The organism is Amycolatopsis bartoniae (genome assembly GCF_014191255.1).
GTDB classification, from domain to species: domain Bacteria; phylum Actinomycetota; class Actinomycetes; order Mycobacteriales; family Pseudonocardiaceae; genus Amycolatopsis_E; species Amycolatopsis_E bartoniae.
Window position 1 is genome coordinate 233,253 of sequence record NZ_JACHWH010000001.1, and the last position, 12,531, is coordinate 245,783.

The 12,531-nt window shown below is 68.8% G+C and carries 9 protein-coding genes and 1 pseudogene; 7 read left to right on the forward strand and 3 right to left on the reverse strand.

From position 1 onward, the window contains the following. Positions 1 to 2 precede the first annotated feature (2 nt). Genes yidD through rpmH form a run of 3 tightly spaced genes read right to left on the reverse strand, consistent with a single transcriptional unit; the run spans position 3 to position 883 of the window. Positions 3 to 320, reverse strand: coding sequence for a membrane protein insertion efficiency factor YidD (yidD, locus tag FHX82_RS01190; protein ID WP_145932365.1), 318 nt, complete (start codon positions 318 to 320; stop codon positions 3 to 5). Next, on the reverse strand, positions 317 to 715 hold the full coding sequence (rnpA, locus tag FHX82_RS01195; RefSeq protein WP_145932364.1) for a ribonuclease P protein component: 399 nt from the start codon (positions 713 to 715) through the stop codon (positions 317 to 319). Before rnpA ends, yidD begins: the two co-directional genes overlap by 4 nt. Positions 716 to 739: 24 nt before the next feature. Continuing rightward, a complete protein-coding gene (gene rpmH, locus FHX82_RS01200; protein WP_017985946.1) occupies positions 740 to 883 on the reverse strand; it encodes a 50S ribosomal protein L34 in 144 nt (47 codons plus the stop codon). A 468-nt stretch (positions 884 to 1,351) separates the two neighbouring features. Between rpmH and dnaA the strand changes: the two genes are divergently transcribed. The 7 genes and pseudogenes from dnaA to gyrA all read left to right on the forward strand — a co-directional run bounded on the left by dnaA (position 1,352) and on the right by gyrA (position 12,527). Beyond that, a complete protein-coding gene (dnaA, locus tag FHX82_RS01205; RefSeq protein WP_145932363.1) occupies positions 1,352 to 2,956 on the forward strand; it encodes a chromosomal replication initiator protein DnaA in 1,605 nt (534 codons plus the stop codon). An 895-nt stretch (positions 2,957 to 3,851) separates the two neighbouring features. Continuing rightward, a complete protein-coding gene (gene dnaN, locus FHX82_RS01210) occupies positions 3,852 to 4,985 on the forward strand; it encodes a DNA polymerase III subunit beta (RefSeq protein ID WP_145932362.1) in 1,134 nt (377 codons plus the stop codon). Between the two features lie 16 nt (positions 4,986 to 5,001). Then, positions 5,002 to 5,907 (forward strand): annotated as a pseudogene (gene gnd, locus FHX82_RS01215) (phosphogluconate dehydrogenase (NAD(+)-dependent, decarboxylating)); the annotation flags it as partial. A gap of 7 nt (positions 5,908 to 5,914) precedes the next feature. Next, on the forward strand, positions 5,915 to 7,069 hold the full coding sequence (gene recF, locus FHX82_RS01220; RefSeq protein WP_145932360.1) for a DNA replication/repair protein RecF: 1,155 nt from the start codon (positions 5,915 to 5,917) through the stop codon (positions 7,067 to 7,069). 175 nt (positions 7,070 to 7,244) lie between these two features. Beyond that, positions 7,245 to 7,811 carry a DciA family protein gene (locus tag FHX82_RS01225; RefSeq protein WP_145932359.1) on the forward strand — a complete coding sequence of 189 codons (567 nt, stop codon included), beginning with the start codon at positions 7,245 to 7,247 and terminating at the stop codon, positions 7,809 to 7,811. A 182-nt stretch (positions 7,812 to 7,993) separates the two neighbouring features. Continuing rightward, positions 7,994 to 9,958 (forward strand): DNA topoisomerase (ATP-hydrolyzing) subunit B, encoded by a 1,965-nt coding sequence (gene gyrB, locus FHX82_RS01230; RefSeq protein WP_145932358.1) that lies wholly within the window; start codon positions 7,994 to 7,996, stop codon positions 9,956 to 9,958. A gap of 40 nt (positions 9,959 to 9,998) precedes the next feature. Beyond that, positions 9,999 to 12,527 carry a DNA gyrase subunit A gene (gene gyrA / locus FHX82_RS01235; RefSeq protein ID WP_145932357.1) on the forward strand — a complete coding sequence of 843 codons (2,529 nt, stop codon included), beginning with the start codon at positions 9,999 to 10,001 and terminating at the stop codon, positions 12,525 to 12,527. Positions 12,528 to 12,531 lie beyond the last annotated feature (4 nt).

A 12,531-nucleotide genomic window follows, 5' to 3' on the forward strand; every position in this document is an offset into this window, starting at 1 on the left:
AGCTACTCCTCGGTTGACAAACCAGGTCTGGTGTGGCGCCAGGAGAAGGTCTCGGGCACCGGGTCGCGGCCGGGTGGCGTCCACGGTCCGCAGCGCAGCAACCGGCGCGCCGCGAGGTACGAACCCCGGGCGGCGCCGAACCGGGTCAGCGCCTCAACCGCGTACGTGCTGCAGCTCGGGTAGAAGCGGCAGCTCGGCGGGAGGAAGGGAGAGATCCACCGGCGGTAGAAACGCAGGGGGAGCAGCAGGAACCAGGCGACCGGACCCGGGCGCGGAGCCTCCTGGGTCTCGTCGCCGATCGCGGTCGGGTGTTCGTTCACACCGCAGGCCCATCTTTGTCGTCCTGGCCGGAACCGGCCGTGCGGCGGTCCGGGAGCAGGCCCAGCCGCCGCAGTGCCGTGTCGAGGTCCGCGCCGAGTTCCGCGCTGGACGCCGTGGCCGCCGGCGGCAACGCCCTAATCACCAACGCGCTACCGGGCGGCACGGTTCCGAGGCGGGCGGCGACGAGGTGCCGCAACCGCCGGGACACCCGGTGCCGCACGACGGAGTTCCCGACGGCCTTGCTCACCACAAAACCCGCCCGCGTACTGGACGCGGACGGGCTGGGTGCCACTCGGGCGTGCACCACCAGGCGCCGCCGCCCGGCGCGGGACCCCCGCTTCATGACCTCACGGAAGTCCTCACTACGCCGCAGACGTGCGGCAGCGGGCAGCATGGGATGCGCCTGCGGGTGGCGCTATCAGGCCGACAGCTTCTCGCGGCCCTTGCGACGGCGGGCCGAAAGGATCGCCCGGCCCGCGCGGGTACGCATGCGCAGCCGGAACCCGTGCGTGCGGGCGCGTCGGCGGTTGTTCGGCTGGAAGGTGCGCTTACCCTTGCTCACGACTCTGCTTCTCCTGCTCTCGACATACCGGTGGTACGCAACCACCGTCAGGTCTGGTGTGTCTCCCGGCGGGCGCGAACGTGGACACGCTGAGGTGCCCGCGGCAAGCGGGGACTTTACGAGGGTACGCACCCGCTCAGGTGACCTGTGCACCACCCCCTAGTCTGCACGCGGGAGGATCGGGTGGCGACGCGGCGTAGGACGTGGGATCGTTCTGGACCTGGCGTCTTGTCTGGCGGCGCGAGGCTTGTTAGCGTGTCTCCTCTTGAGTCACCCGTTCGTGGGGCTCGGCGTCGCCGCCAGAAGGTGTGGAGGCTCTGGCTGGCGTAGGTTGCACCCGCAGGTGGAGTCGCTACGGGTCGCCGTACATTAGTGCACAGTTGTGGACAACTCTGTGGATGAACGCTGCCCGCGGGGGGCTGGTGAGGTCGATTCGTCTGGGGTGACGAGGGGAGGGGAGCTGAGTCGGTGTCCGAGCACCAGATGAACCTGGGTGTCGTCTGGGAGCAGGTGGTCCGTGAGCTGTCCGACGGAACTCTCTCCCCCCAGCAGCGCGCGTGGATGCGCGTCACCCGTCCGATCGGTCTACTCGACGGCACCGCGCTGCTCGCCGCTCCCAGTGACTTCGCGAAGGAAGCCATCGAGCGCGCGTTGCGCGAGCCGATCACGCACGCGCTGTCCCGCCGGCTCGGGCGGCCGGTGTCGCTCGCCGTGAAGGTGGACACCGCCGAGGTACCGCCCCCGCCTCCCCAGCCGCAGTACTCCCCGTCACCCGCGCGGGTGGAGAACGTGGTGACCGAGCCACCGACCCGTCCGGTGATGCCGCCCCTCGACGACGGCATGCTGCCGCCCATGCGGCGCGCCCGCGTCCAGGCGGAACCTGCCAAGCCGATCCTGGCGCCGGTCGACGACGACGGGGACGAGGAAGTGGACGAAGAGGGCGACGCGCTCGCCGCCGCGCACGAAATCTGGCCGATGTTCTCCGGTCAGCCGGTCGCCGGCCAGCCGTACACCGCGCCCGCCCAGCCACAGACCTCGAAGACGCGCCTGAACGAGAAGTACACATTCGACACCTTCGTCATCGGCGCCTCGAACCGCTTCGCGCACGCGGCCGCCTTCGCGGTCGCGGAAGCGCCTTCCCGCGCGTACAACCCCCTCTTCATCTGGGGCGAGTCCGGGCTGGGGAAGACGCACCTGCTGCACGCGGTCGGGCACTACGCGCAACGGCTGTTCCCCGGGATGCGCGTGCGCTACGTGTCGACCGAGGAGTTCACGAACGACTTCATCAACTCCCTGCGCGACGACCGCAAGGTGGCGTTCCAGCGCCGCTACCGCGACATCGACATCCTGCTGGTCGACGACATCCAGTTCCTGGAGGGCAAGGAAGGAACCCAGGAGGAGTTCTTCCACACCTTCAACACCCTGCACAACGCGAACAAGCAGATCGTGGTGTCCTCGGACCGGCCGCCGAAGCGGCTGGAAACCCTGGAGGACCGGCTGCGCACGCGGTTCGAGTGGGGCCTGATCACCGACATCCAGCCGCCGGAGCTGGAGACCCGCATCGCGATCCTGCGCAAGAAGGCCGCGCAGGATCGGCTCGCGGTGCCGGGTGACGTGCTGGAGTTCATCGCCTCGCGCGTCGAGGCGAACATCCGGGAGCTCGAAGGCGCGCTCATCCGCGTCACGGCTTTCGCGTCGCTGAACCAGCAGCCGGTGGACGTCGGGCTGGCGGAGATCGTGTTGCGGGACCTGATCCCGGACTCGCAGGCGCCGGAGATCAGCGCGCCGACGATCATGGCCACCACGGCCGAGTTCTTCGACGTGACGATCGACGACCTGTGCGGGCCCGGCAAGACGAAGGCGCTCGCCACGGCCCGGCAGATCGCGATGTACCTGTGCCGCGAGCTGACGGACATGTCGCTGCCGAAGATCGGCCAGACCTTCGGCGGCCGCGACCACACGACGGTCATGCACGCGGACAAGAAGATCCGCAAGGAAATGGCCGAGCGGCGCCGGATCTACGACCAGGTGCAGGAACTGACCTTCCGCATCAAGCAGCGCGCCCGCCAGTAGTTCCGCGCGCGGTTCCCCTTAACCAAGAGCACGGCGGACTGTTCAAGTAGGACAGTCGCGTCGTGGTCAGCTGCGCCCCGCAGCCGTCGCGGCGAGGTAACTCGGCTCGCGCGTTTCCCTTCTGTGCCAATCGATCCTGCGCCCGGTGCGTCGTTTCTTCCTTGCTGGCCACGGAATCCAGCCTGCCGCGGTTGCCCGCGGTGGTGCACTGCACGCCGGATTCCGCCGCGCCGCAACGAGTTTCTCCGCGAGGGGCCGGGGTATCCCAGAGCCGCGAACGACCGCGGTAGCCCGCTGCGCCTTGTGATCCCCATAACGGGACCGCATCGAAAATAGATCTCCGTCGCACGCGCGGGTGAAGTCTGGACCACCGCGGTACCGCGCGGTGGATGGGTACAACTCCACCCACAACTGGGGAAGATCGTGTGGACAACTGTGGATGGCTGTGGACGGCTTAGGGGCGGCCGGAAGTTGTCCACGGAGGGCCGAAGTTGTCCACGGGTGGTACTCCACAGCTGTCCACAGCCCGCCGCGCCGATGGACCTGCGGCAACACGGGCTGTCCACACAATCCACACCCCCTATTACTGTCACTGCCTTTGTTTCTCTCAAGAAAATCTTCTAAAGCAAAAACAGGCGGCTGTGGATCTGGGGACAAGCGGTGAACGACTGGCAACTTGTCGACAAGTCGATGGCCTGCCCCGAATGACGCCGGGCGGGCTCACGTTCTAACGTGGGTATCCACACCCAGGCCCGCACACCGTTGGCGACACCGGCGCCGGGCTCCACCACACTGCGAGATCCCTGGCCAACGCGCTGCGCACCGCGCGTCCGGGGCCGTTTGTCGATCTTCTCGAGCCTCCAGGGGGTGGCTCGGCTGTCGAAAGGATGGGCGCATGAAGATCCGCGTCGAGCGAGACGGGCTGGCGGACGCCGTCGCGTGGGTGGCACGCAGCCTGCCGTCCAGGCCACCGGTACCGGTGCTGGGCGGTGTCCTGCTCGACGCCGGGTCCGACGGCTCCTCCGACGCGCTCACCGTCTCGGGCTTCGACTACGAGGTGTCCGCGACGGTCGGCGTACCCGCGACGATCGCCGACGGCGGCCGCCTGCTGGTGTCGGGGCGACTGCTCGCCGACATCACCAAGGCGCTGCCCGCGCAGCCGGTCGAGATCTTCGTCGACGGCTCCCGCGCGTCCATCACCTGCGGCAACGCGCGCTTCTCCCTGCCGACGATGCCCGTCGAGGACTACCCCGCGCTGCCCGCCCAGCCGGCGCTCGCCGGTGAGGTCGCGGGCGACGCGTTCGGTCAGGCCGTCACCCAGGTCGCCGTCGCGGCGGGCAAGGACGACACGCTGCCGATGCTCACCGGCATGCGCCTGGAGATCTCGGGCAGCACGCTCACCCTCGTCGCCACCGACCGCTTCCGGCTCGCGATGCGCGAATTCACGTGGGAGCCCGCCGAAGGGCTCGCGGACGCCGCGGTGCTCGTGCCCGCGCGGACGCTCGCCGAAGCGGCGAAGTCGCTGGGCGCGAGCGGCGCGAAGGTCTCCCTCAGCCTCGCCAGTGGCGAAGGTCTGCTCGGCCTCGCCGGCTCCGGCCGCTACACCACCACCCGGCTCCTCGACGCGGAGTTCCCGCCGTACCGGCAGCTGCTGCCCGCCCAGCACACCTCCCGCGCGGTCATCGACGTCGCCCCGCTGTCCGAGGCGATCAAGCGCGTGTCCCTCGTCGCCGAGCGGGGTACCCAGGTGCGGCTGGAGTTCGCGGACGGTTCACTGCGGTTGTCCGCGGGTGGTGACGACGAGGGCAGTGCCGAGGAAGAGCTGCCGGTGGACTACGAAGGCGAACCGGTGACGATCGCGTTCAACCCTGGCTACCTCGTCGACGGCCTCGGGGCTCTGCACGCCGACCGCGCGGAGCTGACGTTCACCACCCCCAACCGTCCGGCTTTGATCAAGCCGGCAGACGAGCAGGGCCAGGTCGTTCCTGGTTACCTCTACTTGTTGATGCCGGTCCGCCTACCCGGTTGATCGGAACAGAAGGACACAAAGGGGATTTTCGATGGTTCAGCTGGGACTCGTCGGCCTCGGCAAGATGGGCTTCAACATGCGCGAGCGGCTGCGCGCCGCCGGGCACGAGGTGGTCGGTTACGACCGCAACCAGGAGGTGAGCGACTCCACGTCGCTCGCGGACATGGTGTCGAAGCTCGCCGCTCCGCGGACCGTGTGGATCATGGTCCCGGCCGGTGGCCCGACGCGCGACACCGTGGACGAGCTCGGTGAGCTGCTGTCCGAAGGTGACCTGGTGATCGACGGCGGCAACTCGAAGTTCACCGACGACAAGCGCAACGCCGAGGTGCTGGCGGCGAAGAAGATCAGCTACCTCGACTGCGGTGTCTCCGGTGGCGTGTGGGGCAAGGAGAACGGCTACGGCCTGATGGTCGGCGGTGCGGCGGAGGACGTCGAGCGCGCGCTGCCGATCTTCGACGCGCTGCGCCCGGACGGTCCCCGCGAGGAGGGCTTCTCGCACGCGGGCTCGGTCGGCGCCGGTCACTACGCGAAGATGATCCACAACGGCATCGAGTACGGCGTGATGCAGGCGTACGCCGAGGGCTTCGAGCTGATGGAAGCCGCGAAGGTCATCGACGACGTGCCGGCCGTGATCAAGGGCTGGCAGCGGGGCACCGTCGTCCGGTCGTGGCTGCTCGACCTGCTGGTCCGCGCGCTGGACGAGGACCCGGACCTCGACGACCTCGAAGGTTACGTCGAGGACTCCGGCGAGGGCCGCTGGACGCTGGAGGAGGCGATCAACAACGCGGTGCCGGCGCCGGTGATCTCGGCCGCGCTGTTCGCCCGGTTCTCCTCCCGCCAGAAGGACTCCGCCGCCATGCGGGCCGTCGCCGCGCTGCGCAACCAGTTCGGTGGGCACGCCGTCAAGAAGGTCGGTCAGTAGGCGCACCTTGTACCTCCGTCACCTCCAGGTCACCGACTTCCGGTCGTGGGAGCACGCTGACCTGCCGTTGACGCCGGGGCCGACCGTGCTGGTCGGCCCCAACGGCCGGGGCAAGACCAACCTGCTCGAAGCGATCGGCTACCTGGCGACGCTCGGTTCGCACCGGGTCGCCACCGACGCGCCGCTCGTCCGGCACGGTTGTGAACGAGCCCTGGTGCGGGCGGCCGTGGTCAACGACGACCGCGAGCTGACCGTCGAGCTGGAGATCACGCCCGGCAAGGCGAACCGCGCGCGGGTCAACCGCGGTGCGGTCGGCAAGCCGCGTGACATCCTCGGGATCCTGCGCACGGTGCTGTTCTCCCCGGAGGACCTCGCGCTCGTGCGCGGCGATCCCGGCGAACGCCGCCGCTTCCTCGACGAGCTGCTGGTGCTGCGCGCGCCGCGGTGGGCGGGGGTGCGGTCGGACTACGAACGGGTGCTGCGGCAGCGCAACGCGTTGCTCAAGACGGCCGGTAAGAGAAAAGGAGCGCGCGAGGACCCGTACGCGCTCTCGACGCTCGAAGTCTGGGACAACCACCTCGCGACGGTCGGCGCGCAGTTGCTCGCCGCGCGCCTGGACCTCGTTGCCGACATCGCGCCCCACACCGCTGCCGCGTACGCGGGAGTGGCGCCGGACTCGCGGCCGGCGAGGATCTCCTACCGGTCGAGCCTGGGTGAAGCGTTGCCCGAGGGGTACGGGCGGCCGGACGGGGAGCGCGCGGATCCGGAGAAACTGAGCACCGTCCTGGTGGAGGCGCTGGCCGAGGCGCGGCCCTCTGAGCTCGAACGCGGGGTGAGCCTGGTCGGTCCGCACCGCGACGAACTGGAGCTGATCCTCGGCGAGGCGCCGGCGAAGGGCTACGCGAGCCACGGAGAATCCTGGTCGTTCGCGCTCGCCCTGCGGCTCGGGTCCTACGAGCTGCTGCGCGCGGAGAACGGGGAGCCGGTGCTGATGCTCGACGACGTGTTCGCGGAGCTGGACAAGCGCCGCCGGGCGCGGCTGGCGGAGGTCGCGGCCGCCGCCGAACAGGTGTTGATCACCGCTGCGGTGGACGAGGACGTACCCGGGGAGTTGACGGGAACCCGCTTCACGGTCTCGAACGGGGAGGTCACCCTTGCCTGAGCACCCGCTGCCCGAGGACGGCCGGACACCCGGGGTGACCGGCGCCACACAATTTACCCACCGATCTGGGGATAAGTCTGTGGATAGTGTGGATAACACCGTGAGCGGGTCATCGCCGCGGGTGAGCAAGCGGCCGAACGAGTTCGATCAAGGCACCCGGGCGGGGCACGGTGGGGTGGCCGACAGCGTATCGGCCACGCAGAGTGATCCCGCAACTGGGCCGAACGGGCAGGGGCCCGGCCGGGACCTGGCGCGGCAGGCTCTGGCTGCCGCGAAGGCCAAGGCCGAGGCCAGGGGTGTCGAGCCTGGCGTGCGCAAGCGGGCCAAGGCGAGCGAACTCAATCAGAACCCGCGCCGCCGCCGCTGGTCCGGCCCCGGCGCCGACCCCCGCGACCCCCAGCCGCTCGGCCGCCTGATGCAGCGCCTGGCCGGTGAGCGCGGGTGGAACGAGCGGCTGACCGACGGCCAGGTCTTCGGCCAGTGGGCCCGGCTCGTCGGCGAGGAGGTCGCCGAGCACGCCCAGCCGGTCTCGCTCAAGGACGGCGAGCTGACCGTCCGCGCCAGCTCGACGGCCTGGGCCACCCAGCTCCGGTTGCTGCAGGGGCAGCTGCTCACCAAGATCGCCGCGGCGCTGGGCCACGGGGTGGTCAAGCGGATGCGCATCCACGGGCCCACCGCGCCCAGTTGGCGCAAGGGGCCCCGGCACGTCTCGGGACGTGGCCCGCGCGACACGTACGGCTGAGGCGGCGTACGCGCCGTGATGCCTCGGTATGACGCAGAGCCATCCCGGCACTCGTCCGGGTTCGAGTTAGTGGCTCTGTGAGGAAATCAGGGGTGTCCTTGCCGCATGTGAGCGGACGTGGCCAAGTAGAATGGACACAGGGAGCGGGGTCCCTTGGGCGAGATCGAGGAGAAAGCAGGCCTGTGGCAGCCAAGAACGATTACAACGCGTCCTCCATCACCGTGCTCGAGGGGCTCGAGGCCGTCCGGAAGCGTCCCGGCATGTACATCGGCTCGACCGGTGAGCGCGGTCTGCACCATCTTATCCAAGAGGTCGTCGACAACTCGGTCGACGAGGCGATGGCGGGGTACGCGACCAAGGTCGACGTGACCCTGCTGGCCGACGGCGGCGTCCGCGTCGCCGACGACGGCCGCGGCATCCCGGTGGACATGCACCCCAAGGAGCACCGGCCGACCATCGAGGTCGTGCACACCGTGCTGCACGCGGGCGGCAAGTTCGACAGCGACTCGTACGCGGTGTCCGGTGGTCTGCACGGCGTCGGCATCTCGGTGGTGAACGCGCTCTCCACGGCGCTCGACGTCGAGGTCCGCCGCGACGGCAGGCTGTGGAAGCAGCACTACGACCACGCGAAGCCCGGGGAACTCATCGACGCCGGGCCCGCCGACTCCACCGGCACCACCACCACGTTCTGGGCCGACCCGGAGATCTTCGAGACCACGACGTACAACGCCGAGACGGTCGCCCGCCGGCTGCAGGAGATGGCCTTCCTCAACAAGGGCCTGTCCATCACCCTGCGGGACGAGCGCGTCAGCGAAGAGGAGACCGAGGAGGACGCCGAGGGGCACAAGGCGCGCGTGAAGGAGCGCACCTACCACTACCCCGGCGGTCTCGAGGACTTCGTCAAGCACATCAACGGCAGCAAGGACCCCATCCACCCCAGCGTCATCTCCTTCGACGCGAAGGGTGACGGCCTCGAGGTCGAGGTCGCGATGCAGTGGAACAACTCCTACACCCCGTCGGTGCACACGTTCGCCAACACGATCAACACCCACGAGGGCGGTACGCACGAAGAAGGCTTCCGCGCCGCGCTGACCCGCGTGGTCAACGCGTACGCGCGCGACAAGAAGCTGCTCAAGGAGAAGGACGAGAACCTCTCCGGTGAGGACGTGCGCGAGGGTCTGGCCGCGATCGTGTCGATCAAGCTGTCCGAGCCGCAGTTCGAGGGCCAGACCAAGACCAAGCTGGGCAACAGCGAGGCGAAGTCGTTCGTGCAGAGCAAGACCAACGAGTGGCTCGCCGACTGGTTCGAGCGCAACCCGGCCGAGGCCAAGACGATCATCAACAAGTCGGTGGCCAGCGCGCAGGCCCGCATGGCGGCCCGGCGGGCCCGTGACCTGGTGCGCCGCAAGGGTGCGATGGACATCGGCGGCCTGCCGGGCAAGCTCAAGGACTGCCAGTCGACGAACCCGGAGGAGTGCGAGCTCTACATCGTCGAGGGCGACTCCGCCGGTGGCTCCGCCAAGGAGGGCCGCGAGTCGCGGTTCCAGGCGATCCTGCCGATCCGCGGCAAGATCATCAACGTGGAGAAGGCCCGCATCGACCGGGTGCTCAAGAACAACGAGGTCCAGTCGCTCATCACCGCGCTGGGCACCGGCATCCACGACGACTTCGACATCTCGAAGCTGCGGTACCACAAGATCGTGCTGATGGCCGACGCCGACGTGGACGGCCAGCACATCCGCACCCTGCTGCTGACGCTGTTGTTCCGCTTCATGCCGCAGCTCATCGAGCACGGTCACGTGTACCTCGCGCAGCCGCCGCTGTACAAGATCAAGTGGCCGCGGGCGGAGCCGGAGTACGCCTACTCGGACAAGGAGCGCGACGGGCTGATCGCCGCGGGTGCCGAGGCGGGCCGGAAGCTGCCGAAGGACGACGCGATCCAGCGCTACAAGGGTCTCGGCGAGATGAACGCCGAGGAGCTGTGGGAGACCACGATGGACCCGGCGCACCGCCTGCTGCTGCAGGTGACCCTCGACGACGCGGCCGCGGCGGACGAGCTGTTCAGCGTCCTGATGGGCGAGGACGTCGAAGCACGCCGTTCGTTCATCACCCGCAACGCCAAGGACGTCCGTTTCCTCGACGTGTAGTCGCCACCGTCCAGCCTGAGCTTTTCACGAGAAGGACCTCATGACGGAAACCTTGCCGCCGGAGCACGACCGCACCGAACCGGTCGACATCCAGCAGGAGATGCAGCGCTCCTACATCGACTACGCGATGAGCGTGATCGTGTCGCGGGCGCTGCCGGACGTGCGCGACGGTCTCAAACCCGTGCACCGCCGGGTGTTGTACTCGATGTACGACTCGGGCTTCCGGCCCGAACGCGGGTACAACAAGTGCTCGCGCGTCGTCGGCGACGTCATGGGCAACTACCACCCGCACGGTGACTCGGCGATCTACGACGCGCTCGTGCGGCTCGCCCAGCCGTGGGCGCTGCGGTACCCGCTGATCGACGGGCAGGGCAACTTCGGCTCGCCGGGCAACGACCCCGCGGCGGCCATGCGGTACACCGAGTCCCGGCTCGCGCCGCTGGCGATGGAGATGCTCCGGGAGATCGACCACGACACGGTCGACTTCTCCGACAACTACGACGGCCGCACGCAGGAGCCGGACGTCCTGCCTGCCCGCATCCCGAACCTGCTGGTCAACGGCACCTCGGGCATCGCGGTCGGCATGGCGACCAACATCCCGCCGCACAACCTGCGGGAGGTGGCGGACGGCGTCATCTGGAGCCTGGACAACCCGGACGCCACCGAGGACGAGCTGCTCGCCGCGCTGATGCTGCGCATCAAGGGCCCGGACTTCCCGACGAAGGGTCTGATCCTCGGCACGGCCGGGATCGAGGAGGCGTACCGCACCGGCCGCGGCTCGGTGAAGATGCGCGCGGTCGTCGAGGTCGAGGAGGACCTCAAGGGCCGCCCGACACTCGTCGTCACCGAGCTGCCGTACCAGGTCAACCCGGACAACCTGGTGGAGAACATCGCCTCGCTCGTGCGCGACGGCAAGCTCACCGGCATCGCCGACATCGCCGACGAGTCGAACAGCCGCCGCGGCATGCGGATCGTGATCACGCTGAAGCGGGACGCGGTCGCGAAGGTCGTGCTGAACAACCTCTACAAGCACACCCAGCTGCAGTACAACTTCGGCGTCAACATGCTGGCACTGGTCGACGGCGTGCCGCGGACGCTGCGGCTCGACCAGGTGGTGCGGCACTACGTCAAGCACCAGATCGAGGTCATCGTCCGGCGCACGAGGTTCCTGCTGCGCAAGGCCGAGGAGCGGGCCCACATCCTGCGTGGTCTGGTCAAGGCGCTGGACATGCTCGACGAGGTCATCGCGCTGATCCGGCGGTCGCCGACCGTCGACGAGGCGCGCACCGGCCTGATCGAGCTGCTGGAGATCGACGAGATCCAGGCCACCGCGATCCTCGACATGCAGCTGCGCCGCCTGGCCGCGCTGGAGCGTCAGAAGATCATCGACGAGCTGGCCAAGATCGAGCTGGAGATCGCCGACTACAAGGACATCCTCGACAAGCCGGAGCGGCAGCGGCAGATCGTCAAGGACGAGCTGACCGAGATCGTCGACAAGTACGGCGACGACCGGCGCACCCAGATCATCCCGTTCGACGGCGACGTGTCGGTCGAAGACCTGATCGCGGTGGAGGACGTGGTGGTCACCATCACGCGCACCGGGTACGCGAAGCGCACCAAGACCGACCTGTACCGATCGCAGAAGCGCGGCGGCAAGGGCGTGCAGGGCGCGGCGCTCAAGCAGGACGACATCGTGCAGCACTTCTTCGTGTGCTCCACGCACGACTGGATCCTGTTCTTCACCAACAAGGGCCGCGTCTACCGCGCGAAGGCGTACGAGCTGCCGGAAGCCAACCGGGCGGCGCGCGGCCAGCACGTCGCGAACCTGCTGGCGTTCCAGCCGGACGAGGAGATCGCGCAGGTCATCGAGATCCCGAACTACGAGGTGGCGCCGTACCTGGTGCTCGCCACGAAGAAGGGACTGGTCAAGAAGACCAAGCTGACCGACTTCGACTCGAACCGCTCCGGTGGCCTCATCGGCGTCAACCTGCGCGAAGGCGACGAACTGGTCGGCGCGGTGCTCGCCGGCCCGGAGGACGACCTGCTGCTGGTGTCGGCCGAGGGGCAGTCGATCCGCTTCCACGCCACCGACGAAGCGTTGCGCCCGATGGGGCGCGCGACGTCCGGTGTGCTGGGCATGCGCTTCAACGAAGGTGACGAGCTGCTCGCGCTGAACGTCGTGAAGCCCGACAAGTTCCTGCTGGTCGCCACCGACGGCGGTTACGCCAAGCGGACGCCGATCGAGGACTATCCGGTGCAGGGCCGCGGGGGCAAGGGTGTGCTGACCATCCAGCACGACCGCAAGCGTGGCAGGCTGGTGGGGGCGCTGATCGTCGACGCGGACGACGAGCTGTACGCCATCACCTCCAGCGGTGGGGTGATCCGGACCGCGGCGGGGCAGGTGCGCAAGGCGGGCAGGCAGACCAAGGGGGTCCGCCTGATCAACCTCGGCGAGGGCACCACTCTGCTCGCGGTGGCACGCAACGCCGACGAGCCCTCGGACGTCGGTAATGGTGAAGGCAACGGAGACGAGACCGGAGCGCAGGCCCCGCAGCCTGACGCCGGGTAAGGAT